The organism is Microbacterium sp. MMO-56, from assembly GCF_037146215.1.
Lineage (GTDB): Bacteria > Actinomycetota > Actinomycetes > Actinomycetales > Microbacteriaceae > Microbacterium.
Genome location: NZ_JBBCVW010000017.1, coordinates 57,631 through 83,699 on the forward strand (window position 1 = coordinate 57,631; position 26,069 = coordinate 83,699).

Consider the following 26,069-nt stretch of genomic DNA (forward strand, 5'->3'; position numbering starts at 1 on the left):
CTACCTTCGGACGGCGCGGATCCGTGCCCGCATCCGTCCCTCCCCACGCCCGGATCCCCGCTCCCCATGCACAGATCGCGACGATCGTCGGCGTCGCGGCGATCGCGGCGCGCACACTCGGAGGATGACGACCTCCGCCGGCCACCTTCTTCTCGACGAACCCGGTGCGCTGCGGCGACTCGGAGCCGACGAGGCGCCCTATCCGGGGCGCCTGCACGCCGGCGATCCGCCGACGGTCTGGGTCGACCCGGCCCTGATGCCGGAGGCGGTCTGGGCGCGCGCAGGTGACCGGCACCTGCTGGCTCCCACGGATCTCGCCCGTGTCGTGGACGGGACGGGCGAGGCGGGCCACGCCGCCGTCATACCCCACTGTCCGCACCGGCTCGGGGCCCTCCTGCGCGACGACGTCACCGCGGGGGAGGCGATCACGATCGCGGTCAGCATGCTGCGCGCCGCTCAGGAGGCGCGGAGCGCCCGGATCACGGCCGGCACCTGGTGGGTCGACGCATCCGGTCGACCGGTCCTCGCCGCGGTCGTCCGGGCGGGCCGCGACACGGACTGGTCGCGAGAGGGCGCGCACCTCCTCGAGCGGCTCGCGGCCGGCGCACCGGCGTCGTGCGAGGCGGCGATCACCGCGGCCGCGGGCCTGCTGCGCGCGGAGCGCGCGGGAGCAGACGAGGTGGCCGCGTGCGAGGAACGCCTGTTCGCCCTCGCCGCACCTGCACCGCTGCGGATGCCCGAGCCGGGCACGGGCGCCACGGCGGGCCCCTCCAGAGCGGACGTCGGAGGCCGGGGATCAAAGAGCCCGGTCACGGTACCGCGGGACGTCGCCTCATCGGTGGTCGGATCCTGGATCGCGACGTTCGTCGGATCGGAGTGGGCCGAGCGCGTTCACGGAGCCGTGGCAGGGGTGCGGGCGGCGGTGCGAACGGCCGCGCCGCGGCGCGGCGGCGCCTCCGGGCGCGAGCGCACGCGCGGCCGACGGACGCGGAGGGCGCGGTCGGACGCAGGGACAGCTCGCGCGGCGGCGCGGTCGCGGGGGAGGCCGTGGGTCGTCGCCGCGGCGCTGGCGGTTGCGATCGTCCTCGCGGGGCTCCTGTGGCCCTCTGCGATCGACGGGTCCGAGGCGAGCGGCATGGACGCGGCGCAGGACGCGGGCGAGCGGACGGCGGGCCCGGGCGAAGGCGGGGCGAGCGGAGACGGCGCTCCGCCCACGGATGCGCTGTCGATCCGGCCCACCGCGCCGGAGCCGGATCCGGCGCGTGATCCCGAAGCTGACTCGGACCCGGTGCCTCAGGGCGGGGAGGCGGAGCCGAGCGACCTCGAAGCGGCGGCACGCGCCGTGTTGAGTCGTCTCTCCGAGTGTGTGGAGCCGGAGGAATGCGCCGAGATCCTCGAGTCGCCGGAGCGTGCGGGCGGGGCCGCCACGCTCGCCGCAGATCTCCGGCGCGAGCCGCGCGACGACGGCACGGTCCCCGATGCGGAGACCTCGCTCATCGACGAGTACGGCGGCGTCGCCGTGTTCCGCGTGAAGCTTCCCGGCGGGCGGTCCCGCGTGCTCGCGCTCGTGCGGGTGGATGCGAAATGGCTGGTCCGCGACGTGTACGACGTCGCGGACCAGCCATGATCGTGCTGCGGGGGTGTCTCAGATCCCGAGCTGCGGGCCGAACTCGGCTGCCTCGAGGCGTGCCTTGACGGCGCCCAGGAAGCGGGCGGCGTCCGCTCCGTCGACGATGCGGTGGTCGTAGGACAGCGCGAGGTAGACGTACGAGCGCACGCCGATCGCGTCCACGCCGTCCACCTTGACGATGCCCGGCTCCTTGACGACCGCGCCGGTTCCGAGGATCGCCGACTGCGGCAGGAACACCACGGGGGTGTCGAACAGTGCACCGCGGGAGCCGGTGTTCGTCACGGTGAACGTGCCGCCGGCGAGCTCGTCCGGCTTCAGCTTGTTGTCGCGCGTGCGCGCCGCGAGATCCGCGATCTCGGACGAGATCGCGGCGAGCGACTTGCCCCCCGCGTCGCGCAGGACCGGCGTCAGCAGACCCCGCTCGGTGTCGACGGCGATCGAGATGTTCTCCGTGGACGGGTAGACGATGTCCGTGCCGTTCACGGTCGCGTTGATGACCGGGAAGGCCTGCAGCGCCTCGGCGGCGGCGAGGACGAAGAAGGGCAGGAACGACAGCTTGCCGCCGGTCTTCGCGACGAAGTCGGACTGCACCGCGGTGCGGTAGGCGGCGACCTTGGTCACATCGACCTTGACGACCGTCGTGAGCTGAGCCGTCTGCTGCATCGAGGCGACGGCGCGCTCGGCCAGCACCTTGCGCAGGCGCGACATCGGCTGGGTCGTGCCGCGCAGCGGCGAGACCTCGAGGGCCGGTGCCGTTGCCGGCGGGGCGGTCGGGGCGGTCGGCGCGGCGGCGGCCTCGGCGGCGTGCAGGACGTCCTCCTTGCGGATGCGTCCGCCCACGCCGGTGCCGGTCACGGTCGCCAGGTCGACGCCCTGCTGCTGCGCGAGACGACGGACGAGGGGCGTGACGTACGTCGTGACCTCGTCGTCGGTCGCCGCAGCCGGAGCCGCAGCGGGCGCCGGAGCAGCGGCCGGAGCCGGAGTCGGCGCCGGAGCAGCGGCCGGAGCCGGAGCGGCGGCCGGAGCCGGAGCGGCGGCCGGAGCCGGAGCGGCGGCCGGAGCCGGAGCGGCGGCCGGAGCCGGAGCGGCGGCCGGAGCAGCGGCGGGTGCCGGAGCGGGCGCCGGCTCGGCGGCGGGAGCCGGGGCGGCGGGCGCCGGGTCGGCGGCGGGAGCGCCCGAGCCGATGCGGGCCAGGACGGCGCCCACGGCGACCGTCTCGTCCTCGCCGACCAGGACCTCCTGCAGGGTCCCGGCGACGGGCGACGGGATCTCGGTGTCGACCTTGTCGGTGGAGATCTCCAGGAGCGGCTCGTCCACCGCGACGTCGTCTCCGACCTGCTTCAGCCAGCGGGTGACGGTGCCCTCGGTGACGCTCTCGCCCAGCTCGGGGAGCACGACGTCCTTTGCGTCGCCCGACGGGGCGGCGGGCGCCGATGTCTCGGCCTGGGCCGGCGCCTCGGCGGGCGCGGGCTCGGGCGCCGCTTCGGCGGCCGGCTGCTCCTGTGCGGGAGCGTCGTCGGCCGGTGCGGGGCTGGAACCGTCGCCGATCTTCGCCAGGACGGCGCCGACCTCGACGGTCTCGTCCTCCTGCACGAGGATCTCCTCGATCACGCCGCTCACGGGCGACGGGATCTCCGTGTCCACCTTGTCGGTCGAGATCTCGAGCAGACCCTCATCGGCCTGGATCGTGTCACCGACCTTCTTGAGCCAGCGGGTGACCGTTCCCTCGGTGACGCTCTCTCCGAGCGCGGGGAGGACCACGGATGTGCTCATGACTGTGTCTCCTTCAGAAAGTCCGATGTCGTTCTAGCTTAGTGACCCGCGCGCGGGCCGGGTGTCAGAGGGCGTGCAGCGGCTTGCCGGCCAGCGCGAGGAAGGCCTCGCCCAGGGCCTCGCTCTGCGTGGGGTGCGCGTGGATGAGGGGCGCGAGGTCGTCCGGGTGCGCCTCCCATCCGACGGCGAGCTGGCCCTCCGTGATCAGCTCGCCGACGCGGTCCCCGACGAGGTGGACGCCCACGATGGGGCCGTCGACGAGGCGGACCACCTTCACGAGACCGCCCGTCCCGAGGATCTCGCTCTTGCCGTTGCCGGCGAGGTTGTACTCGTACGTCGCGACACGGTCGCCGTGCGCGTCGCGCGCCTGCGCCTCGGTGAGTCCCACCGAGGCGACCTCGGGGCTGGAATAGGTCACCCGCGGGATCGAGCTCTCCGGCACGGCGACAGGGTCGAGGCCCGCGATCTGCTCGGCGACGAAGATGCCCTGCTGGAAGCCGCGATGCGCGAGCTGGAGCCCGGGCACGATGTCCCCGACCGCCCAGACATGGGGGACGGAGGTCTGCAGACGCGTGTCGACGGTGACGAATCCGCGATCGAGCGCGACCCCCGCTTCCTCGAAGCCGAGCCCCGCGGTCGCGGGCCCCCGTCCCACCGCGACGAGCAGGTAGTCGGCGTCGAGCACGGTGCCGTCTTCGAGCGTCACCTGCACGGCGTCCTCGGTCTGCGTCACTCCGGCGAAGCGGGCGCCGAGCCGCGCGGCGATCCCGCGCTTGCGGAACGCGCGCTCCAGGCCTTTGCTGAGGGCGACGTCCTCGTTCGGGACGAGGTGGTCGAGCGCCTCGACGATCGTGACCTCCGCGCCGAAGGAGCGCCAGACGCTCGCGAACTCGACACCGATGACGCCGCCGCCGAGCACGACGACCCGTTCCGGCACGACGTCGAGCGCGAGCGCGCCCTCGCTCGTGATCACTCGTCCGCCGATGTCGAGACCGGGCAGGGTGCGCGTCGTCGAACCCGTCGCGAGCACGACGTCGGCGCCGCGGTAGAGGTCGTCGCCCACCGAGACGGCGCCGTCCGGCAGAAGACGTCCCTCGCCCGGCACGACGGTGATGCCGCGCGCGGTGAGCAGGCCCTGGAGGCCGCGGAACTTCTTCGCGACGATGTCCTCGCGATACGCCGTCACGGCGGCGGGATCGATGCCCTCGAAGCTGGCCGTGACCCCGACGCTGCCGGCGGAACGCACGTGATCGGCGACCTCGGCGGCGTGCAGGAGGGCCTTGGTGGGGATGCAGCCACGGTGCAGGCACGTGCCGCCGACCTTGTCCTTCTCGATCAGCACGACCGATCGGCCGAGCTCGGTCGCCCGGATCGCCGCGGCGTAGCCCCCGCTGCCGCCGCCCAGGACGACGACGTCGCCGAGGTGCTCGGTCATCGCGACGCCTCCTCGAGGTAGGTGAGGAGGGTGCGCACCGTCGCGGCGGTCGGCCCCTTGTCGGTCGAGCCGTAGCCCGCCTTCGCGGTGCCGCTGCCGGCGATGTCCAGATGGACCCACGGGATGCGGGGGGCGCCCTCGTCGTCGGAGATACGACCGACGAAGTGCTGCAGGAAGAGCCCCGCGAACAGCGAGCCGCCGGCGGTGTCGCCGATCTTGGCGTTCTGCAGGTCGGCGATGGGGGAGTCCAGCTCGTCCTCCATGTGCGCCGGGAGCGGCAGGTGCCAGGCGAGCTCTCCGGCGCTCTCCGCGGCGGCGAGATAGTCCGCGACCGCGCCGTCCTCGCCCATCACGCCGGTGTGGCGGTGGCCCAGCGCGACGATGATCGCTCCGGTCAGCGTCGCGATGTCGATGATCGCGTCGGGCCGGGTGCGGCTCGCCGCGACGAGCCCGTCGGCGAGGACGACTCGGCCCTCGGCATCCGTGTTGAGCACCTCGACGCTCGTCCCGTCGGCGATGCGGACCACGTCGCCGGGGCGCAGGGCCCGCCCGGAGGGCATGTTCTCGGCGAGGCACATCCAGCCCGACACGCGGAGGGGAAGCGACCGCTCGGCGGCCGCGCGGACGACGGCGAGCACCGTCGCGGCTCCGGCCATGTCGAACTTCATCCCGACCATGCCTGCGGGCGGCTTGAGCGACAGTCCGCCCGTATCGAAGGTGATGCCCTTGCCGACGAGCGACACGTGGTGCGTCGCCCCGGCCGGGTGGTAGTCCACGTGGACGAGTCTCGGCGGCCGGTCCGAACCCTGGCCGATGCCGAGGATTCCGCCGTAGCCCTGTTCGGCGAGGGCGGTCTCGTCCAGCACCGTGACCTCGACCGGCAGGTCCGAGAGCGCGTCGACGGCGGCATCCGCCACGTCCTGCGGGCCGAGCCACTGCGCCGGCGTGTGGACGAGGTCTTTGACGAGCGCCGCGGCGGACGCGACCGTGCGGGCGCGGAGGATCTCGTCGGCGGAGTCCGGGAGGTCGGTGCCGTGCAGGGTGATCCGCGTCGCGCGCGCGGGCGCGGAGGCCGACTTGTAGTCGTCGAAGCGATACCCGCCCAGCAGCGCGCCTTCGGCGAGCGCGCCGATCGCCAGGTCGTCCACGGCACCGATCGCCAGATGGTCGAATCCGGTCGTCGTGCGCACCGCGGAGCCGACGGTCTCACGGACCGTGCCGGGGTCGGGAGCCGGACCGGTGCCGACGACGAACAACGGTAGTGCGGTCGCCTCCGGCGCGTGGACGCGGACGACGGAGCCCGCCGCACCCGTGAAGCCGACGCCGGAGAGGGCGGCGGCGAGGCCGGGCCACCCCTCGAGCGTCGCGTCGTCGTCGAGCGGCGCGACGGCCAGCAGCAGCGCATCCGCTTCCGCGTCGAGGAGGGGCAGGGGAGAGGTGGACAGCTCGGGGAACGCCATGGCTCCATCCTAGGTTTGCGATCCGCGTCGCTCGCGTGGTGTGTTCGCTCTCAGCGCGACCGCGTCCGCGCGGTCCCACGACTCGTACAGTGGAAGCATGCCCCTGAGCGGTCCCCTCTACGAGCGCGTCGCGTCGGCACCCTCCGTGCCGCCGGGACTCCCGATGGTCATCGCGCTGACCGGGTTCACGGATGCCGGCGGTGCCGTGTCCCGCATGATCGAGCTCTTCCGCGACGATCTCGACCCGGCGCCCATCGTCGTCTTCTCACCCGACGTGCTCCTCGACTACCGCGCACGCCGCCCGACGATCACGTTCGACGGCGACCACCTGCTCGACTACCGCCCCGCGCGCCTCGAGCTCTCGCTCGCGCACGACGCCCTCGGACAGCCGTTCGTGCTGCTCGCCGGGTACGAGCCGGACTTCGCGTGGGAGGCGTTCTCGGAGACGATCGTCGGCCTCGCCGAGGGGCTGCAGGTCGCGAACGTGACGTGGGTCCATGCGATCCCCATGCCGGTGCCGCACACCCGCCCCATCGGCACGACCGTGAGCGGCACGCGACGGGCGCTCACGGACGCGCATTCGGTGTGGAAGCCCCATACCCAGGTGCCGGCCACGATGGGCCACCTCCTGGAGCTGCGCCTCGCCGAGAGCGGTGCCGAGGTCGCCGGGTTCGTCCTGCTGGTTCCGCATTACCTCGCCGACACGGAGTACCCGGCGGCCGCCATCGCCGGCCTCGACAGCCTCTCGGTGGCCACGGGGCTCGTCTTCGACGCCGACGGGGTCCGCGAGGAGAACCGCGAGTACCTGTCCAAGGTCGACGACCAGGTCGAGGGCAACGCCGAGCTGACGACCATGCTCCGCACCCTCGAGGAGCGGTACGACTCCTACATGGCCGGATCCACGACGGCGCAGCCGATCATCCACACCGGCGACCTGCCGAGCGCGGACGAGCTGGCCGCGGAACTCGAGCGATTCCTCGCCGATCGGCGCTCCGATGAGGACAAGCGCGGCTGGCGCTGACGGAATGATGCGCGCCCTCGCCGCGTTGCATCCAGGACGAGACCGCACCCGGGCGGGCACGTAAGGCGTGCGTCCGGGGTATGCGACAATAGGATACCGACCCGTTGTCGAGACGGCGCCGATCCCGGTGGAGAGAACCTCCGGCAGACGCGTCGGACTTGACAAGGGTCTTACTAGTGTCCGAAACCCCCGACGCCCGTCGTCGGTGAAAGGCGAGACGTGACTTCCGGCACGAAGACAACCCGTACACGCGCGGCAGACGACACCGAGCTGGACGAGACCTCCACGGCCCCGGCGGCGAAGACCGCTGCGAAGAAGGCTCCGGCGAAGAAGCCGGCGGCGAAGAAGGCCACCCCCGCGAAGGCATCGAAGGCGACCGCGAAGGACGACGACGAGGACGACGAGGACATCGAGCTCGACGAGGACATCGAGGCCGACGCCGACGAGTCCGAGGCGGACGAGGCCGCCCCCGCGAAGTCCGCGAAGGATTCCGACGCCGACGCCGACGAGGACGAGGACGAGAGCACGACGAAGCCGGCGTTCACCGAGCCGCTCCCCACGGGAGCCATCGTCATCTCGTCGACGGACGAGGACGACGTCCCGGTCTACTCGACGCAGATCACCGGTGCCACGGCCGACCCCGTCAAGGACTACCTGAAGCAGATCGGCAAGGTCCCGCTGCTGAACGCGGCCGAAGAGGTCGAGCTCGCGATGCGCATCGAGGCGGGCCTGTTCGCCGAGGAGAAGCTGTCGCACATGTCCGCGGCCGAGAAGTCGAACCAGCTGGGCCTGGATCTGCAGTGGGTCGCGCGCGACGGACAGCGGGCGAAGAGCCACCTGCTCGGGGCGAACCTGCGTCTGGTCGTCTCGCTCGCGAAGCGGTACACGGGCCGTGGGATGCAGTTCCTCGACCTCATCCAGGAGGGCAACCTCGGTCTCATCCGCGCGGTCGAGAAGTTCGACTACACCAAGGGCTTCAAGTTCTCGACGTATGCGACGTGGTGGATCCGCCAGGCGATCACCCGTGCCATGGCCGATCAGGCGCGCACGATCCGCATCCCGGTCCACATGGTCGAGGTCATCAACAAGCTCGCCCGCGTGCAGCGCCAGATGCTCCAGGACCTCGGCCGCGAGCCCACGCCCGAAGAGCTCAGCCGTGAGCTCGACATGACCCCCGAGAAGGTCATCGAGGTGCAGAAGTACGGGCGCGAGCCGATCTCGCTGCACACGCCTCTGGGCGAGGACGGCGACAGCGAGTTCGGTGACCTCATCGAGGACACCGAGGCGGTCGTGCCGGCCGATGCCGTCGGGTTCACGATGCTGCAGCGTCAGCTGGAGTCCCTGCTCGACTCGCTCAGTGAGCGCGAGGCGGGTGTGATCCGCATGCGCTTCGGTCTCGGCGACGGTCAGCCCAAGACGCTCGACCAGATCGGCGACACGTTCGGCGTCACGCGCGAGCGCATCCGTCAGATCGAGTCGAAGACGATGGCGAAGCTGCGTCACCCGTCGCGGTCGCAGTCGCTGCGGGACTACCTCGAATGAGCGAGGCCCCCAACGACGGCAAGGTGCTGTCGGTCACGCTCGACGCGGGCACGTTCAAGCGCATCCCCATCCGCACGCGCGTCGTGATGCCGGGAGATGAGCTCGATCCGTTCGTCCTGGAGTACGCGAAGGATCTCGTCCGGCCGGGCGACACCCTGTTCGTGACCGAGAAGATCGTCGCGATCACGCAGGGCCGGTCGTACACGCTCGACGAGATCCACCCGCGCCGGCTCGCACGCTTCCTCTCCCGCTACGTCACGAAGACGTCCTACGGGATCGGCTTGGGGATGCCCGAGACGATGGAGATGGCGCTGCGCGAGTGCGGCACGCCGCGCATCCTGTTCGCGGCGGCCGTCAGCGCCGTGACGAAGCTGTTCGGCCGTCGGGGCGACTTCTACCGCATCGCCGGCGACCGTGCCCGCGCGATCGACGGGCCCACCGACGGCACGATCCCGCCGTACGACCGAGCGGTCGTGCTCGGGCCCACCGAGCCGGACGCGGTGGCCGCGCGCCTCAGGCAGCTGCTGGGCACGGTGGAGCACGTCGCGGTCGTGGACATCAACGACATCGGCGGCAACATCCTGGGGTCGACGCTCGATCGCTCCGGAGAGCAGCAGCTCGTGCGGATCCTCTCGGACAACCCCCTGGGTCAGGGCCACCAGTCGACGCCGATGGGGATCATCCGCCGCGCCTGAGCGCGGGTCCGCTCAGAATCCCATCGCCGCGCGGTACCGCGGCAGGTGTCCGTGCCGGATGCCCGAGGCGGTCGGCTTGTTCTCGAACACGCCGGCGCCCCAGTTCCCTTCGACGAGCACGGGGCCCTCCGCGGTGACGACGACGTCCCAGCCGACGTAGCGCACTTCGGGGATCACGAGGGCGACCTCCGTGATGAGTGCGCGCACCTCGTCGATCATCGGCAGACGGAAGTCCGCGATGCGGTATCCGGTGTCGGGGTGGGTCTCGAACAGGCGACCGCTCGTCGAGTACCCCATTCCCATCGCGCGGCCGTCCTCGTGCAGAGCGGTGTAGAAACCGCCGAACGACGCCTGATCGCTCACCTGCCCGCGCCCGAACTTCTGCGCCATGTTGATGATCTCGACGGTGCCGTCCTCCTTCACGAAGGTCGTCACACGCGTCGTGTTGGCCGTCCCGGGCGCGATCGCCTCGAGGTCGGGATGCTGGAGGATGCTCTCCTCGATGAGGATCTCGTCCTTCGCGAGCAGCTCGGCGTGGAAGGCGGCCCAGTCGGTCACGTCGGCAGCGCTGTACCGACGGACGCCCGCCCCCGACTTGCTCACCGGGACCTTCGCGATGAACACGGGATGCCGGGCGGCGAACGCCTCGAGCTCCGCCGCGTTGTCGGGCGTCAGCTCGAGCCATTCGCGACCGAGGAAGCGGTCGAAGACGCGGTTGAAGTCGACCTTGTGGTGGAAATGGTGGACGTGCGCGGGATCGTCGTAGCGATTCGAGAGCTCGAGGGCGAGGGGGCTGGTGACCCACGTGGCCCGCTCGGCCCTCGTGAGGATGGCGAAGTCGAACTCCACGTAGTCGTTGAACCCCACGCGATGCCTCGCGGCAGACCACAGCATGTCCGCCATGACGAGCGGATAGGCCTTGTCGTGCACGCGGGCGGTGAAGCGCGCACGCTCGGTCACCGATGCGTAATCGAACCCGCGTGCACGCTCGAAGAGCACCTGAAGACGGTGCAGGGGCGACAGACCGCGCGAAGCCATGACGGAATCCTCCGGGAAAAGGGGTGGGATTCCGACAGTCTACGGTCGAGCGCTCAGCGCGCCTCGGCGAGGCGCGCTGTCTCGTCGTGCCACGACGTCGCGACGGCGCGCAGCTTCTCCTCGTACTTGCGCCCGTGGTGGGCGCAGAACAGGAGCTCGCTGCCGTTGACCTCGGCGGCGATGTACGCCTGGGCGCCACACGAGTCGCACCGGTCGGTGGCGGAGAGACGGTACTCGAGGACAGCGGGCTCAGCGGTGGTGGACATGCTCATTTCGGTTCCTCCTCGAGACATGCGATGCGGTGCGGATGCATGACATACAACCATGCGCATGTTGCGAGAATGCCGCGATCCGATCACATTTCGCTGTGCGCGTACCCGTGCGGGGCCGGGGAATACGGCGGTCGTGTGACGCTCGCGTGTCCGCGCGGGCCCTCGGGCCGTCCTCGGCTTACGCTTGGAGATTGTGACCGCCGAGTATTCCGCCCACCACCTCCAGGTGCTCGAAGGACTCGAGGCCGTCCGCAAGCGTCCCGGGATGTACATCGGCTCGACCGATTCGCGCGGTCTCATGCACTGCGTGTGGGAGATCATCGACAACGCGGTCGACGAGGCCCTGGCCGGCTACGGCTCGCACATCGACATCGTCCTCCACGCGGACGGCAGCGTCGAAGTGCGCGACCGCGCACGAGGCATCCCGGTCGACGTCGAGCCGCGCACCGGACTGACCGGCGTCGAGGTCGTCTTCACCAAGCTGCACGCCGGCGGGAAGTTCGGTGGCGGCTCGTACGCCGCCTCCGGCGGCCTGCACGGCGTCGGTGCCTCGGTCGTCAACGCGTTGAGCGAGCGCCTCGACGTCGAGGTGGACCGCGGCGGCAAGACGTACGCGATGTCCTTCCACCGCGGCGAGCCCGGAGTCTTCGACGGTCCCGCGCCCGACTCGCCCTTCACCCCCTTCGAGCGGGCCTCCGAGCTGCGCGTGGTCGGCAAGGCGCCGCGCGGCGTGACCGGCACCCGCATCCGCTACTGGGCCGATCGGCAGATCTTCACGAAGGACGCGGCCTTCCACCTCGACGAGCTCGAGCAGCGCGCGAGACAGACCGCCTTCCTCGTGCCGGGCCTCGAGATCGACATCGCCGACGATCGCGGCGACGAGCGCGTCACGACGGCGTTCCGATTCGACGGCGGGATCTCGGAGTTCGCCGATTACCTCGCTCCCGACGCGCCCGTCACGGACACGTGGCGGCTCACGGGCACGGGGACGTTCGTCGAGACGGTGCCCGTCCTGCAGCCGGGCGGTGCGATGGTCCCGACCGAGGTCGAGCGCACGTGCGAGGTGGATGTCGCCCTGCGGTGGGGGACCGGATACGAGACGGTCGGTCGATCGTTCGTCAACATCATCGCGACGCCCAAGGGCGGCACGCATCAGACCGGCTTCGAGCAGGGACTGCTGAAGGTCGTGCGCGCACAGGTCGAGCAGAACGCCCGGCGGCTGAAGGTCGGCAACGACAAGCTCGAGAAGGACGACGTCCTGGCGGGACTCACCACGGTGCTGACGGTGCGCCTTCCCGAGCCGCAGTTCGAGGGTCAGACCAAGGAGATCCTGGGAACGCCGGCGGTCCGCACCATCGTGGCGAACGTCGTCTCGAAGGAGTTGTCGGCGCGGTTCGCGTCGACCAAGCGCGAGGACAAGACGCAGACCGCGCTCGTGCTCGACAAGGTCGTCTCCGAGATGAAGGCGCGCATCTCGGCGCGCACCCACAAGGAGACCCAGCGTCGCAAGAACGCGCTCGAGTCGTCGTCGCTGCCAGCGAAGCTCGCGGACTGCCGCACGAACGACGTCGCGCAGTCTGAGCTGTTCATCGTCGAGGGCGACTCCGCGCTCGGCACGGCCAAGCATGCGCGCAACAGCGAGTACCAGGCCCTCCTGCCGATCCGCGGCAAGATCCTCAACGTCCAGAAGGCGTCGATCAGCGACATGCTCTCCAATGCGGAGTGCGCGGCGATCATCCAGACGATCGGCGCCGGATCGGGGCGGTCGTTCGATCTCGACGCCGCGCGCTACGGCAAGATCATCCTGATGAGCGACGCGGATGTCGACGGAGCCCACATCCGCACGCTGCTGCTCACGCTCTTCTTCCGGTACATGCGTCCCCTCATCGAGGAGGGGCGCGTCTATGCCGCCGTGCCGCCGCTGCACCGGGTGATCGTGGTCAACCCGGGCTCGAAGCCGAACGAGACGATCTACACGTACTCCGAGCAGGAGTTGCACGCCCTTCTGTCACGCCTGCAGAAGTCAGGTCGTCGCTGGCAGGAGCCCGTGCAGCGCTACAAGGGCCTCGGCGAGATGGATGCCGATCAGCTGGCGACCACGACGATGGATCGTGCCGGGCGCACCCTGCGGCGCGTACGCGTGCAGGACGCGGAAGCCGTGTCGGGCGTCTTCGAGCTGCTGATGGGCAGCGACGTCGCGCCGCGTCGGGACTTCATCGTCTCGTCCGCCGACCGGCTGGACCGCGAAGCCATCGACGCGTAGGCACCGCGGGGCCCGAAACCGAGCTGGGGGGATCGGTTTCGGGCCATCGCCGCGGCACACGCGCACCTCGGATGATGACGATGTCGCGATACGCGAACTGTCGTCCCCGAAATCATCGGATGCTGCGTTGTGCTCCGAGAAGTCCCGACTGGGGATCGGTACTTCGGCAGTAATCACATTAGGCGCGCTCTCATCCGCGTCAGACCGACGAAGGGATGATCCGCATGCGACTTTCGTCTAGGAATCGAGAGGGAGCGACGCGGAGACGACCCAGCCTCTGGGCTGCTGCTCCGCAGAGAAGGATCCGCCGAAGAGGCGGAAACGCTCCTGCAGTCTCATGATGCCATATCCCGACGCCGGGAGTCCGGCCGTCCGGGAGGGTGGGGAATCGTCGGCGAACTCGAGTCGCGCCCACCCGCGCTCGACCACGAGGGAGATGCGCACGTTCTTGGCGCCCGTGGCGTGCTTGAGGACGTTGGTGCTGCTCTCTCGGATCACGCGCATGAGGGCGACGTGCGGCGCGCTGGGCAGTCGCACGTCGACGGGGACATCTGCCGTGACGGTGATGCCGGCTCGGCCGAGCTCCTTGGTGACGGCGTTGATGGTCTCCGGGAGGCTGTCCGCCGAGGGGATGCGCTCGGGGGCGAGGTTCTCCTCGCCCCGGACCATCCCGAGGACGCGCCGGATGTCGGTGAGCGCCTGGACCGCCGCCTCGCGGATGGCGGTCTGGGACTGGGCTCGGGTCTGTGGATCCTCGGTGCGTTCGAGGACTGCGGCGTGCAAGGCGACGATCGTGATCTCGTGGGCCACGATGTCGTGGAGTTCGTCCGCGATCAGATCGCGTTCGTGTCGGAGTTGTTCGGCGACCTCGTGATCGCGAGCCACGAGTTCGTCGGCCAGCGCTCTCGAACGTTCGGCCTGCCGCTTCGCGGCGAGCCCGACCGCGACGCTGATGACGCCGAGGAATGCGATGACGGCAGCGGGCAGAGGTCCCGTGGTGGACTGCGGCTTCACGACCTCGGCAACCAGCCAGGCGGCTGCAGGGATCGCGCAGACGATGGTCAGCCTCACGGTGGTCGTGAGGGCTATGGCTCCGAGGACGACGATGACGCCCAGAAGGCCGCTGCTGCCTGCATCGCCCGCGATAGCGGCGACGGTGCAGGTGACGATCAATGCAACGGCTGCGATCGGCGGCCGCCACGCGATGAGAGCGAAGCAGAGCACGATCGCGGTTCCGGTCGCCGCTCGGAACACCGAGGGCGGTTCGTTACTCGTCGAGCGGATGAGGGAGTCGAGGATCAGCCATAAGGCGGAGATGAGAATCACGAGCCGTCGCGACACGGGGCGCATCGGCTGATACACCGTCCATTTCTGGAGGTGTTGCCAACGCGGGCGACGGGATTCAGGACTCACATCTTGCATTATGTCCTGTGGGCGAATCAACGGCCGAAGAGCATCTTCCAGATAAGGTCGAACATGGTTGCACCTCCTACACGATTGCGAAACTGTTCGAATCGATTCTTGCGACGTCCGTCTCACCAAACGACAGTCATACGTCTAGTTCGATAGCGACTTTTGTCTGATATCTCGATTGTGGGTTCGGGGGTGCGATCGCAGGATGCGCGGCATTCGTAGGATGGCGACGTGACCGATTCGATTCGAGTGATCATCGTGGACGACGAATCCCTGGTGCGCGCGGCGCTGCGGGTGTTCCTGGACTCGTCGGAGGGCTTCGAGCTGGTCGGGGAGGCCGACAACGGTGCCGATGCGATCACGCTCGCGCGCGAGGTCCGCCCCGATGTCGTCCTGATGGACGTGCAGATGCCGGTCATGGACGGCATCGAGGCCACGTCGCGACTGACGAAGGAGTTCCCCGGGATCAAGGTGGTGGCGCTGACCACGTTCTCGGCGGAGCGCGTCATCGTGCCCATGCTGAGCGCCGGCGCGTCCGGCTACCTCGTGAAGGACACCTCTCCCGACCGCATCCTCGACGCCGCGCGGCTGGCCTACGAGGGCGGATACGTGCTCTCCCCGCGCGTGGCGAAGGAGCTCGTGTCATCGGTGCAGAGCGGACACAGCCAGGCGACCCGACCGCTCGGGCGCGACGAGGAGCTGACCGAGCGAGAACTCGAAGTGGTGACCCTGCTGGCCCAGGGCATGTCGAACGCGGAGATCGCCGGCGCGATGTTCGTGTCGGAGGCGACCGTGAAGTCGCACCTGGGGCGCATCACCGCCAAGTGGGGCGTGCGCGACCGCATCCAGGTGCTGATCCGCGCGACGCAGCTCGGACTGGTGTCCCTCACCTGACAGCGCGGTGACGCGGATTCACTCGAGCGCGGCGCCCACGGCGGACACGACGGCGTCCAGAGCCTGCCCCGACGCGTCGCGCTTGGCACCGGCGGCCGGCAGTCGCCGGACCGATCCGTCCGATCCCAGGGCGCGCGGCTCGACACCGACCCAGGCGAGCACCAGGGCGTCCTCACCCCGCAGGAAGCGCTGCGCGCGCACACCTCCCGTGGCGCGGCCCTTGGCCGGGAACTCGGTGAAGGCCGAGACCTTCGCCGAGCCCGGGTCGGTGCCCGCGATCGACTGGGTCGAACCGGCGACGGTGACGACGACGGTCTGCTCGTCCGGGAGCACGGGCGCGAAGAAGACGGCGTCCGCCCCGGCTGACAGGCGGATACCCGCCATCCCGCCCGCCGAGCGGCCCTGCGGCCGCACGGCGTCGGCGTCGAAGCGCAGCAGCTGCGCGTCGGAGGCGACGAAGACGAGCTCCGACCCGTTCGGTGCGAGGCCGGCGCCCACGACGCTGTCGCCGGGCTTCAGAGCGATGATCTCGACGTCCTGCTTGCCCGCGGGCAGCTCCGAGGCGGCCACGCGCTTCACGACGCCCTGGGCCGTGCCGAGGGCCAGCACCTCGTCGCCGAGCGGGACGATCGTCACGACGTGCTCTCCACCGGTGAGGCCGAGATAGGAGTCGGCACGCGTGCCGGCGGCCAGTTGGACGGCGTTGGCGGGCACCGAGGGCAGGTCGACCGGGGAGAAGCGGACGAGGCGGCCGCCGCTGGTCACCGCGCCGAGGTCGCCCCGGGTGGTCGTGTCGACCGATGCCCGGATGCCGTCGTGCGCCGACCGCCGCGTCGGCGCGACGATGCCGCCCTCGGGCGACAGCTCGGCCCGCACCATCCGGCCCGTCGCCGACAGCAGGACGCGGCACGGGGCATCGGCGATCTGGAGGTCGGCGGGCGCCGAGGCGCGCGAGCGGGTGGCGACCGGGCCGCCGTTGAGCAGCAGAGTGCGCCGCGGAGTGCCGAACGTCTCGGCGGCTGCATCCAGTTCGCGGGCGACCTGCGCGCGCAGGAGCGCGTCGCTGGCCAGAAGCGCCTCGAGCTCCGCGATCTCGGCGGTGAGGCGGTCGCGCTCGCTCTCGAGCTCGATGCGCGAGAACTTCGTGAGGCGGCGCAGGCGGAGCTCGAGGATGTACTCGGCCTGCGGCTGCGAGAGGTCGAAGACGCTGATCAGGCGCTCGCGCGCCTGCTCTCCGTCATCCGACGCCCGGATGACCTGGATGACCTCGTCGATGTCGAGGATCGCGATGAGCAGACCCTCGACGAGGTGCAGGCGCTCCTGCTTGCGGGCGAGACGGTACCGGCTGCGCCGGATGACGACCTGCAGGCGGTGATCCAGGTAGACCCGCAGGAGGGCCTTCAGCCCGAGGGTCTGGGGCTGACCGTCGACGAGCGCCACGTTGTTGATGCCGAACGAGTCCTCCAACGGCGTCAGACGGTAGAGCTGATCGAGCACGGCGTTCGGATCGAACCCCGTCTTGATGCCGATGACGAGTCGGAGCCCGTGGTTGCGGTCGGTCAGGTCGTTGACGTCGGCGATACCGGTGAGTTTCTTCGCACCGACGGCGTCCTTGATCTTCTCGATGACCCGCTCCGCGCCGACCATGTACGGCAGCTCGGTCACGACGATGCCGGTGCGGCGCGGGCCCAGTGACTCGATGGAGGTCTTCGCGCGGGTGCGGAACGTGCCGCGCCCGGTCTCGTAGGCCTCGGTGATGCCGTCGAGGCCGACGATGATCCCCCCGCCGGGGAGGTCCGGCCCGGGCACGTACTCCATGAGGTCCGCCGTGGTGGCATCCGGGTTCTCGAGCAGGTGGATCGCTGCGCCGACCACCTCCACGAGGTTGTGCGGGGCCATGTTGGTGGCCATGCCCACCGCGATGCCGGTCGTGCCGTTGACGAGGAGATTCGGGAACGCCGCCGGGAGCACGGCGGGCTGCTGGAACTGTCCGTCGTAGTTCGGCACGAAGTCGACGACGTCCTCGTCCAGGTTCTCCGTGAGGGCGAGCGCCGCGGGGGCGAGACGGGCCTCGGTGTAGCGGGCCGCGGCGGGCCCGTCGTCCAGAGAGCCGAAGTTGCCGTGGCCGTCAACGAGGGGCACGCGCAGGGCGAACGGCTGGGCCAGACGCACCAGCGCGTCATAGATCGCCGAGTCGCCGTGCGGATGCAGCTTTCCCATCACCTCGCCGACGACGCGAGCGCTCTTGACGTGGCCGCGGTCGGGCCGCAGTCCCATGTCGGCCATCTGGAAGAGGATGCGCCGCTGGACGGGCTTCAGGCCGTCGCGGGCATCGGGGAGCGCACGCGAGTAGATGACCGAGTACGCGTACTCCAGGAACGAGTCCTGCATCTCCGCCGACACGTCGACGTCTTCGATGCGGCCCTGGTCGTCGGGGGTGGACTCGGTGCGCGCAGCTGCCATATCGTTCGGGTGCCCTCGCTGGAGTGACGGATGACGGGAGCGGGGCCGCGTCATCCGCGTGTGCGAGACTGGCCCCGATGTCACTCAGCCTACCCGCGGACCCTCCCGATGCCCGGAGCCTCACCGGCCTCGTCCCGCAGCTGCTGGGCTCGCTGTCGGGCGCCGCGGGCTGGTTCCCGGAGGCGAGATCGGCGATCCTCGTCCTCGTCGACGGTCTTGGCCGGGGCAACCTCACCGCGCGCGCCGGTCACGCGCGGTTCCTCGCATCGCGCATGACGAAGAAGGCCTCGGCACGCACGGTGTTCCCCGCGACGACCGCGACGGCCCTCACGAGCCTGCTGACGGCCGAGGACGCGGGGGTGCACGGCATCGTCGGCTATCGCGGCAGGATCCCGGGGACGCTCCGGGCCCCCAACCAGCTGAAGGGCTGGGAGACGGACGGGCTCGACCCGCTGAGCTGGCAGCGGGCGGAGCCGCTGTTCGCGCGCGAAGGTGCGGCGGGGCGTCCGTGCTTCGTGGTCTCCAAGGAGATCTATCGCAGCTCCGGGTTCACCCGCGCGATCCAGCGGGGCGCGCGGTTCGTGGCGGGCGCCGGTGTCGAGGATCGCCTCGAGATCGCGGCCGACCTCGCCGCCGAGCACGCCGGTGCGCTCGTCTACGTGTACCTGCCCGAACTCGACACCGTCGGCCACGCGCGCGGGTGGGAGAGCGGCGAGTGGATCGCCGCTCTCGAAAACCTGGATGCGGCGATGGCAGCCGCCGAACGGCGTGCCTCGCGCGACACCGGCATCGTGGTCACGGCCGACCACGGCATGGTCGACGTCCCGTCCGACCGCCACGTGCTGCTGCGCGCCGGCGACGATCTCCTCGACGGTGTCGAGCTCGTCGGGGGAGAACCGCGTCTGCTGCAGCTCTACACGACCGACGGGGCCGCCGAGGAGGTCGCGCGCCGCTGGCGGGCTAGCGAGCAGGCCCGCTCCTGGGTACTGACGCGCGAGGAGGCGGTGGCGGCGGGGCTCTACGGAGACCGGGTCGACGCCGAGGTGCTGCCCCGGATCGGCGATGTGCTCGTCGCCGCGCGCGGCGTGGTCGCGTACTACGACGACCGGGAAGCGGACAAGAAGGCGCAGCGGATGATCGGCCAGCACGGCTCGATGACCGACCTCGAGCGCATCGTCCCGCTCATCGGTCTGGGCGCGTTCGGACGCTGAGGGTCCGGACGATCAGCCGTCCTCGGTGCGGGCACCGAAGACGATCTCGTCCCACGAGGGCATCGACGTACGTCCCTTGCGCCGGGACGCCTCCGACAGAACCGTCTCCTCGGGCTCCGCGCCCTCGTCGGCATCCGACGCGGCGTCGTCGTAGCCGGGCTCCAGCGCATCGAACAGCGCCGCGGGGCTCGCCGTCGCTCCGGCTTCGGCGGCGTCCGCCGCATCCTCCGGCATCGGTTCGCGCAGACCCCGGCGGCGGCGCAGCGCCTCCAGGAGATCGGCGGTGTCCGCGGAGGTGATGCCCTGCTCGGGGGCGCGCTTGATCGCCGCGTCCTGCACGGCGGCGGTCGCCGCGGGGCGGGCGTCGCGGCTCACGATCTCCGCGTCGGGGTCGAGTCGCCGGGGCCCGAAGGCGCCGGAGTCGAACCTCGACGAGTCCTTGAGGGGCGAATGGTCGAGCGCGCGCAGTCTCGGGATGAGCCCCTCGGGGAGCGAGCCCTGGCGGGAGAGCTGGGTCGCATCCGCGTTCTGCGGCGCCAGCGTCGAGCGTCGCGGATCGAAGCTCCACCGGGCGTCGTGGTCCACCTCGTTCGCGGTGAACTCCAGCTTGATCACCCAGCCGGACTCGTCCTTCCAGCTCGTCCACCGCTCGCCGGCGGCACCCGCCTCGGCGAGCTTGGCGCGCACCGCCGTGCCGAACGTCGGCTGCGCGCTCGCGTCGAGCTCGCCGCCGATCAGGACGGGCACAGCGAGCGCCTGGGACACGATGTGCTCGCGCTCGGCGACGACGGGCCCCTCGTAGCGCTCGATGTCCTCCAGGCGGGCGCCGAGGAGGTCGGCCACCTCCTGCGCCGACATGCCGGCGCGGATGTGGGCCTGGATGTCTCGGGGGCTGGGACGGACGGCGCGGGGTTCCTCGGCCCGCTGCAGCCGGCGCAGCTGCGCACGCAGCGTCTCGTCGGCCGGCAACGCGAACCTCTCGCCCGCGTCGGTCGCGACGACGAGGACGCCTTCCTCGATTCCGATGACTTTGAGCTGCTCCATACGAGACATGCCTCCAGATCCCTGCGTGGACATCGATGACGATGCCGCGACCATGCTGACACGGTGATCCCCCGGGACAGGGAATATCGCGGGCGCGCCGCGAGTTCACCTGGACGCACCGGGTGGATCCCCTCCGTAACACGGGGGCATTTGCCAAATCCCGCTCGGTCATGCAAACTATGGCCGCCCCGCCCCCCGAAGGCCGAGGCAGCACCGATACATCCTGGAAGTGAGAGCATGGCGACCGACTACGACGCACCGCGCAAGACCGAAGACGACAGCGAGTCGATCGAGGCCCTGAAGGAGCGCGTTCCCGACAAGCTGTCGGGATCGGTCGACGCCGAGGACGCCGACAACCCCTCGGGGTTCGAGCTGCCGGGCGCAGACCTCTCCGACCTCGAGCTGGACGTCGTCGTGCTCCCGCCGCAGGAGGACGAGTTCACCTGCATCGAGTGCTTCCTGGTGAAGCACCGCACCCAGATCGACCACGAGAACTCGATCGGCGCCGTGTGCGTCGAGTGCGCGGCCTGACCGCGCGATCCCTTGGATCCGACCGACGCCTCCGCGACTCGCGGGGGCGTCAGTCGTTGTCGGCCTGTGCGGCGCGCTGGGCGCGCGAGAGCGCGGCGAGGACGCGATCGGGCGTGCGCGTGGAGAAGACCCACTCGCTGACGGGATCGCGCTCATCCAGGACAGCGACGCGCACGACGCCGTCGATTCCTCCGCGCAGCAGATGCCAGGCGGTGCGTGGCAGGCCGGGCCCGCGCACCTGGCGCGCCTCCTCGCCGACCGCTCCCGATGCGCTCCCGAGCATCCCGACGGGGATGTGGGCGCGGCCCACGCGCAGCTCGCCGCCCGCCACCTCGACCACGGGGGAGGCGAACACGAGCGCGAGGACGAGCGCGACCGCGACGCCGAGACCGGCGACGAGTGCGACCGTGGCGTCCAGTGGCACGAAGACGAGGGTGACCATCGGCGCGGCGACCGCGGCGCTCAACAGCGTCCACAGCGACGGGCTCAGCCGTTCGCGGTAGGTGACGGCGGAGGACGCGGTGTCTGCGTTCAGGAGGGCGTGCATTAGCCTCGTGGGGTGATCGATTCCGTGGACGTTCCCATTATCGCGTCGCATCCGCCCGTCTACGCGCATCCCGGCGACGCCGGAGCGGATCTGGTGGCCGCCGAGGCGGTCCGCCTCGAGCCGGGACAGCGGGCGCTGGTGGGCACGGGTGTCCGCATCGCGTTGCCCGAGGGCTATGCGGCCTTCGTCGTGCCGCGCAGTGGTCTCGCCGCGAAGCACGGGATCACGATCGTCAACGCTCCGGGCACGGTGGACGCCGGCTACCGCGGCGAGATCAAGGTGTCGTTGCTGAACACGGACGCCGATGCGGCGTACGACATCGCCGTCGGGGACCGGATCGCGCAGATGATCGTCCTGCCGGTGCCGCGCGCGCGCTTCATCCCCGTCGACGAGCTCCCCGACTCCACCCGAGGAGAGGGCGGATTCGGCTCGACGGGCTATCAGTCAGGAGGACAGTCATGAGCGACGAGCCGCAGGTGAAGTCGGCCCCGGATGATCGGGCGTCGGCGGGACCGTTCGACGAGTCCGAGGCGAATCCCGTCCGCCCCTACATCGATCTGGGCGGCATCAAGGTCCTGCCCCGGGAGGGGCTCAACATGCGCCTCGAGGTAGAGGAGCAGACCAAACGGATCGTCGCGGTCGGCCTCGACTACGCCGACTCGACGCTGCAGGTGCAGCCGTTCGCCGCGCCGCGCACGACGGGGCTGTGGGCGGAGACGCGTGAGCAGATCCGGCAGCAGATCCGCCAGCAGGGTGGACGCGTCGAGGAGCGCGAGGGCCCGCTGGGTCCCGAGCTCCTCGCCGAGGTGCCCGTCGCGGCCGGTCCGGATGCCGCACCGGGCAAGCGCCTCGCCCGCTTCGTCGGCGTCGACGGCCCCCGCTGGTTCCTCCGGGGCGTCATCGGGGGAGCGGCGACGAGCGACGTCAACGCCGCGGCGAAGGTCGAGGACCTCTTCCGGTCCCTCGTGGTCGTCCGCGGCGGCACGCCGATGCCGCCGCGCGACCTGATCGCCCTGAAGATGCCCGCCGCCCCCGGCACCGCATGAGCACCCCCGAGGCCCCGCGCGGCGACGCCGAGCGGGACGCGTCGGGCTCGACGGGAGACCCGTCGGTCGAGGGGCCGACCGCCTCCGACCTGGTGGCGCAGGCGCTCGGCCAGGCCGCGCGCCGGGCGGGGATGGATCCCGCGAAGGAGGCCCACACCGGCCACGTCGTATGGTCGGCGATGGGCGGTTGGAGGGGCGTCGTCGAGTCGGTCCTGCCCGGACTGGCGTTCGTCGTGCTGTTCACCGTCACGACCGACCTCCCGATCTCGCTCGGAGTGTCGGTGGGGCTCGCCGCCGTGTTCACCCTGGTCCGCATCGCTCAACGCTCTCCCGTCGGAGCCGCGCTCGGAGGTCTCATCGCGGCGGCCGTGGCGGCAGGACTGGCGCTCTGGACCGGCCGCGGTCAGGACAACTTCGTCCCGGGCCTTCTGACCAATGCCGCCAACGGCACGGCGTTCCTCGTGTCCGCCCTGGTCGGCTGGTCGCTCATCGGCCTCGCGGTCGGGTTCCTCATGAACGAGGGCACGGCCTGGCGACGCGACCCGCGCAAGCGACGGGTCTTCTTCTGGCTCGCGATCGCCTGGGCGTCGCTGTTCTTCCTCCGTCTCGCGGTCCAGCTGCCGTTCTATTTCTCCGGCGACGTCACGACACTCGGCACGCTCAAGCTCGTCATGGGGCTGCCTCTGTTCGCACCGCTGATCGCCGTGACCTGGCTGGCGGTCCGCGCCGTGTACCCGAAGGCCGGGGCGACCCCCGAGGCGTGATAGATTTATCTTGACATCAAGATAAATTCATCCTCGCGCGATGCTCCTTCCACGGGGTGTCGTCGCCTCCCGCCGAGTAAGGTCAACCTCACTAGCCGGGCGTGGCGGACGCGGGGAAGATGGAAGCGCAGGCCGCCGCGACGAGCCCGGTCCGGTGCCCCCGACGAAGGAGAGCAGACGTGTCCACAGTTGACAGTTTCGGTGCCAAGAGCACCCTCACGGTCGGGGGAACCGACTACGAGATCTACCGCGTCGACACCGTCGCCGGGTTCGAGAAGCTCCCGTTCAGCCTGAAGGTTCTCCTCGAGAACCTCCTGCGCACCGAGGACGGCGCGAACGTCACCAAGGCCCAGATCGAGGCGCTCGGCAACTGGGACGCCGACGCGGAGCCCGACACGGAGATCCAGTTCACGCCCGCGCGCGTGGTCATGCAGGACTTCACCGGCGTGCCCTGCATCGTCGACCTCGCCACGATGCGCGAGGCCGTGACGGCCCTGGGCGGCAACCCCGACAAGATCAACCCGCTGTCCCCGGCGGAGATGGTCATCGACCACTCCGTCATCGCCGATCTGTTCGGCACGGAGAACGCCCTCGAGCGGAACGTCGAGATCGAGTACGAGCGCAACGGCGAGCGTTATCAGTTCCTGCGCTGGGGCCAGACGGCGTTCCAGGACTTCAAGGTCGTCCCGCCGGGCACCGGCATCGTCCACCAGGTGAACATCGAGCACCTGGCCAAGGTCATCTACGACCGCACCGGGCGGGACGGCGTGCTGCGGGCCTACCCCGACACGTGCGTCGGCACCGACTCGCACACCACGATGGTCAACGGCCTGGGCGTGCTCGGCTGGGGCGTCGGCGGCATCGAGGCCGAGGCCGCGATGCTCGGTCAGCCCGTGTCGATGCTCATCCCGCGCGTCGTCGGCTTCAAGCTCACCGGGGAGATCCCCGCGGGTGTCACGGCGACCGATGTCGTGCTCACGATCACCGACATGCTGCGCAAGCACGGCGTGGTCGGCAAATTCGTCGAGTTCTACGGCGCCGGCGTGGCATCCGTGCCGCTGGCCAACCGGGCCACGATCGGCAACATGAGCCCGGAGTTCGGCTCGACCGCCGCGATGTTCCCGATCGACGACGTCACCCTCGACTACCTGCGACTGACCGGTCGCGACGACCAGACGGTGGCACTCGTCGAGGCGTACGCGAAGGAGCAGAGGCTCTGGCACGACGCCGCCAACGAGCCCGTGTTCAGCGAGTACATGGAACTCGACCTGTCGACCGTCGTCCCCTCGATCGCCGGCCCGAAGCGTCCGCAGGACCGCATCCTGCTGAGCGAGGCGAAGAGCCAGTTCGAGAAGGACATCCTGAACTACGCGACGCCCGCCGTCTCGAACTCCATCGTCGACCTCGAGGGCGACGGATCGTTCCCGGCTTCCGACCCCGGTCCCGTGCCCGGAGACGAGCAGCCCGAGACGAGCGAGGTCGTCATCTCCAGCGGGGGACCGGCCGCGGCCTCCAAGCCGGTCAAGGTCGCGACCCCGGAGGGCACGTCCTACATCCTCGACAACGGTGCCGTGACGCTCGCCGCGATCACCTCGTGCACCAATACGTCGAACCCCTCGGTCATGCTCGCGGCGGGCCTGCTGGCCAAGAAGGCCGTCGACAAGGGCCTGAAGCGCAAGCCGTGGGTCAAGACCACGCTGGGCCCGGGCTCGAAGGTCGTCACCGACTACTACGAGAAGTCCGGCCTCGACAAGGCGCTCGAGGGGCTCGGCTTCTACACGGTCGGCTACGGCTGCACGATCTGCATCGGAAACTCCGGACCCCTCATCGAGGAGGTCTCGGCGGCGATCAACGAGAACGACCTCGCGGTGACCGCGGTGCTCTCCGGCAACCGCAACTTCGAGGGCCGTATCAGCCCCGACGTCAAGATGAACTACCTCGCCTCTCCGCCGCTCGTGGTCGCCTACGCGCTGGCCGGGTCGATGAACTTCGACTTCGATACGGATCCCCTCGGGAAGGACGCCGACGGCAACGACGTGTTCCTGAAGGACATCTGGCCCTCGCCCGACGAGGTGCAGGAGGTCATCGACTCGTCGATCTCGCGCGACCAGTTCATCAAGCAGTACGCGACGGTGTTCGACGGCGACGAGCGCTGGACGAGCCTGCCGACGCCGGAGGGGCCCATCTTCGAGTGGGACGACGACTCCACCTACGTCCGCAAGGCGCCGTACTTCGACGGGATGTCGATGGAGCTGACACCCGTCAGCGACATCCACGGAGCCCGCGTCATGGCGACCCTCGGCGACTCGGTCACGACCGACCACATCTCGCCGGCCGGCAACATCAAGGCCGGCACACCGGCCGCGCAGTACCTCACCGAGCACGGCGTCGCGCAGAAGGACTTCAACTCCTACGGCTCGCGTCGCGGCAACCACGAGGTGATGATCCGCGGCACGTTCGCGAACATCCGCCTGAAGAACGAGCTCGTGGCCGCGGTGAACGACGGTCAGATCGTGGAGGGCGGCTTCACCCGCGACTTCACGCAGGCCGGCGGCCCGCAGTCGTACATCTTCGATGCGAGCCGGAACTACCAGGAGCAGGGGACCCCGCTCGTCGTCTTCGGCGGCAAGGAGTACGGCTCCGGCTCGTCGCGCGACTGGGCGGCGAAGGGCACCTCGCTCCTGGGCGTCCGTGCCGTCATCACCGAGAGCTTCGAGCGCATCCACCGCTCGAACCTCATCGGCATGGGCGTCGTCCCGCTTCAGTTCCCCGACGGACAGAGCTGGAAGTCCCTCGGCCTCGACGGCACCGAGATCGTCTCGATCGAGGGTCTCGAGCAGCTGAACGAGGGCGTCACGCCCAAGACCGTGAAGGTCACCGCCGCGCCGAGCGAGTTCTCGCCCGAGGGCAAGGAGACCGTCGTGTTCGACGCGAAGGTCCGCATCGACACGCCCGGTGAGGCCGACTACTACCGCAACGGCGGCATCCTGCAGTACGTGCTGCGCTCGCTCGTCTGAGCCGCGCCGC

At 70.3% G+C, this 26,069-nt stretch carries 21 protein-coding genes; 12 read left to right on the forward strand and 9 right to left on the reverse strand.

The annotated features are described in order from the left end of the window. The first annotated feature begins 124 nt into the window (after nt 1–124). Nucleotides 125–1,627: a hypothetical protein gene (locus tag WFI00_RS14385; RefSeq protein ID WP_336633001.1), complete on the forward strand. Its 1,503-nt coding sequence runs from the start codon at nt 125–127 to the stop codon at nt 1,625–1,627. Nucleotides 1,628–1,645: 18 nt separating this feature from the next. On the opposite strand, the gene sucB is transcribed toward WFI00_RS14385, so the two are convergent. The 3 genes from sucB to WFI00_RS14400 all read right to left on the reverse strand — a co-directional run bounded on the left by sucB (nt 1,646) and on the right by WFI00_RS14400 (nt 6,298). Further along, nucleotides 1,646–3,403 carry a 2-oxoglutarate dehydrogenase, E2 component, dihydrolipoamide succinyltransferase gene (sucB, locus tag WFI00_RS14390; RefSeq protein ID WP_336633002.1) on the reverse strand — a complete coding sequence of 586 codons (1,758 nt, stop codon included), beginning with the start codon at nt 3,401–3,403 and terminating at the stop codon, nt 1,646–1,648. A gap of 64 nt (nt 3,404–3,467) precedes the next feature. After that, the gene (lpdA, locus tag WFI00_RS14395) at nt 3,468–4,838 is read right to left on the reverse strand and encodes a dihydrolipoyl dehydrogenase (protein ID WP_336633003.1); all 1,371 of its coding nucleotides are present in this window, start codon (nt 4,836–4,838) and stop codon (nt 3,468–3,470) included. Then, nucleotides 4,835–6,298 (reverse strand): leucyl aminopeptidase, encoded by a 1,464-nt coding sequence (locus WFI00_RS14400; RefSeq protein WP_336633004.1) that lies wholly within the window; start codon nt 6,296–6,298, stop codon nt 4,835–4,837. Before WFI00_RS14400 ends, lpdA begins: the two co-directional genes overlap by 4 nt. A gap of 97 nt (nt 6,299–6,395) precedes the next feature. On the opposite strand from WFI00_RS14400, the gene WFI00_RS14405 reads away from it, so the two are divergent. From WFI00_RS14405 to WFI00_RS14415, 3 genes are all read left to right on the forward strand, one after another. After that, the gene (locus WFI00_RS14405; RefSeq protein WP_336633005.1) at nt 6,396–7,319 is read left to right on the forward strand and encodes a proteasome assembly chaperone family protein; all 924 of its coding nucleotides are present in this window, start codon (nt 6,396–6,398) and stop codon (nt 7,317–7,319) included. 219 nt (nt 7,320–7,538) lie between these two features. Further along, nucleotides 7,539–8,861, forward strand: coding sequence for an RNA polymerase sigma factor (locus tag WFI00_RS14410; RefSeq protein WP_336633006.1), 1,323 nt, complete (start codon nt 7,539–7,541; stop codon nt 8,859–8,861). Further along, a complete protein-coding gene (locus tag WFI00_RS14415; RefSeq protein ID WP_336633007.1) occupies nt 8,858–9,556 on the forward strand; it encodes a coenzyme F420-0:L-glutamate ligase in 699 nt (232 codons plus the stop codon). The genes WFI00_RS14410 and WFI00_RS14415 overlap by 4 nt, the downstream gene beginning before the upstream one ends. 12 nt (nt 9,557–9,568) lie before the next feature. Here WFI00_RS14415 and WFI00_RS14420 read toward each other — a convergent pair whose 3' ends face one another. Together WFI00_RS14420 and WFI00_RS14425 are read right to left on the reverse strand one after the other, a co-directional pair. Further along, nucleotides 9,569–10,594, reverse strand: coding sequence for a sugar-transfer associated ATP-grasp domain-containing protein (locus WFI00_RS14420; RefSeq protein WP_336633008.1), 1,026 nt, complete (start codon nt 10,592–10,594; stop codon nt 9,569–9,571). Nucleotides 10,595–10,647: 53 nt separating this feature from the next. Further along, the gene (locus WFI00_RS14425; protein WP_292687390.1) at nt 10,648–10,866 is read right to left on the reverse strand and encodes a DUF7455 domain-containing protein; all 219 of its coding nucleotides are present in this window, start codon (nt 10,864–10,866) and stop codon (nt 10,648–10,650) included. Between the two features lie 193 nt (nt 10,867–11,059). On the opposite strand from WFI00_RS14425, the gene WFI00_RS14430 reads away from it, so the two are divergent. Beyond that, a complete protein-coding gene (locus tag WFI00_RS14430) occupies nt 11,060–13,129 on the forward strand; it encodes a DNA gyrase/topoisomerase IV subunit B (protein ID WP_442928332.1) in 2,070 nt (689 codons plus the stop codon). A 237-nt stretch (nt 13,130–13,366) separates the two neighbouring features. On the opposite strand, the gene WFI00_RS14435 is transcribed toward WFI00_RS14430, so the two are convergent. Continuing rightward, nucleotides 13,367–14,491, reverse strand: a complete 1,125-nt coding sequence (locus WFI00_RS14435) for a sensor histidine kinase (RefSeq protein ID WP_336633009.1) — start codon at nt 14,489–14,491, stop codon at nt 13,367–13,369. A 282-nt stretch (nt 14,492–14,773) separates the two neighbouring features. Here WFI00_RS14435 and WFI00_RS14440 point away from each other — a divergent pair, with 282 nt between their 5' ends. Beyond that, nucleotides 14,774–15,436, forward strand: a complete 663-nt coding sequence (locus tag WFI00_RS14440) for a response regulator transcription factor (protein ID WP_336633010.1) — start codon at nt 14,774–14,776, stop codon at nt 15,434–15,436. Between the two features lie 18 nt (nt 15,437–15,454). On the opposite strand, the gene WFI00_RS14445 is transcribed toward WFI00_RS14440, so the two are convergent. Then, on the reverse strand, nt 15,455–17,899 hold the full coding sequence (locus WFI00_RS14445) for a DNA gyrase/topoisomerase IV subunit A (RefSeq protein ID WP_336633011.1): 2,445 nt from the start codon (nt 17,897–17,899) through the stop codon (nt 15,455–15,457). 77 nt (nt 17,900–17,976) lie between these two features. Between WFI00_RS14445 and WFI00_RS14450 the strand changes: the two genes are divergently transcribed. Then, the gene (locus tag WFI00_RS14450) at nt 17,977–19,110 is read left to right on the forward strand and encodes an alkaline phosphatase family protein (RefSeq protein WP_336633012.1); all 1,134 of its coding nucleotides are present in this window, start codon (nt 17,977–17,979) and stop codon (nt 19,108–19,110) included. A gap of 12 nt (nt 19,111–19,122) precedes the next feature. Here the strand turns inward: WFI00_RS14450 and sepH are convergent, their stop codons facing one another. Further along, nucleotides 19,123–20,154 carry a septation protein SepH gene (gene sepH / locus WFI00_RS14455; RefSeq protein ID WP_336633040.1) on the reverse strand — a complete coding sequence of 344 codons (1,032 nt, stop codon included), beginning with the start codon at nt 20,152–20,154 and terminating at the stop codon, nt 19,123–19,125. A 237-nt stretch (nt 20,155–20,391) separates the two neighbouring features. On the opposite strand from sepH, the gene WFI00_RS14460 reads away from it, so the two are divergent. Beyond that, a complete protein-coding gene (locus WFI00_RS14460) occupies nt 20,392–20,685 on the forward strand; it encodes a DUF4193 domain-containing protein (RefSeq protein ID WP_336633013.1) in 294 nt (97 codons plus the stop codon). A gap of 49 nt (nt 20,686–20,734) precedes the next feature. On the opposite strand, the gene WFI00_RS14465 is transcribed toward WFI00_RS14460, so the two are convergent. Beyond that, nucleotides 20,735–21,232, reverse strand: coding sequence for a DUF3093 family protein (locus WFI00_RS14465; protein WP_336633014.1), 498 nt, complete (start codon nt 21,230–21,232; stop codon nt 20,735–20,737). 12 nt (nt 21,233–21,244) lie between these two features. Here WFI00_RS14465 and dut point away from each other — a divergent pair, with 12 nt between their 5' ends. The 4 genes from dut (at nt 21,245) to WFI00_RS14485 (ending at nt 26,059) form a co-directional block, all read left to right on the forward strand. Further along, the gene (gene dut, locus WFI00_RS14470; protein WP_336633015.1) at nt 21,245–21,694 is read left to right on the forward strand and encodes a dUTP diphosphatase; all 450 of its coding nucleotides are present in this window, start codon (nt 21,245–21,247) and stop codon (nt 21,692–21,694) included. Further along, complete coding sequence (locus WFI00_RS14475) at nt 21,691–22,278, forward strand: DUF3710 domain-containing protein (protein ID WP_336633016.1); 588 nt, start codon at nt 21,691–21,693, stop codon at nt 22,276–22,278. Before dut ends, WFI00_RS14475 begins: the two co-directional genes overlap by 4 nt. Further along, complete coding sequence (locus WFI00_RS14480) at nt 22,275–23,042, forward strand: DUF3159 domain-containing protein (protein WP_336633017.1); 768 nt, start codon at nt 22,275–22,277, stop codon at nt 23,040–23,042. Before WFI00_RS14475 ends, WFI00_RS14480 begins: the two co-directional genes overlap by 4 nt. 179 nt (nt 23,043–23,221) lie before the next feature. Continuing rightward, entirely contained in the window at nt 23,222–26,059 is a 2,838-nt protein-coding gene (locus tag WFI00_RS14485; protein WP_336633018.1) for an aconitate hydratase, read from the forward strand. Nucleotides 26,060–26,069: the final 10 nt, after the last annotated feature.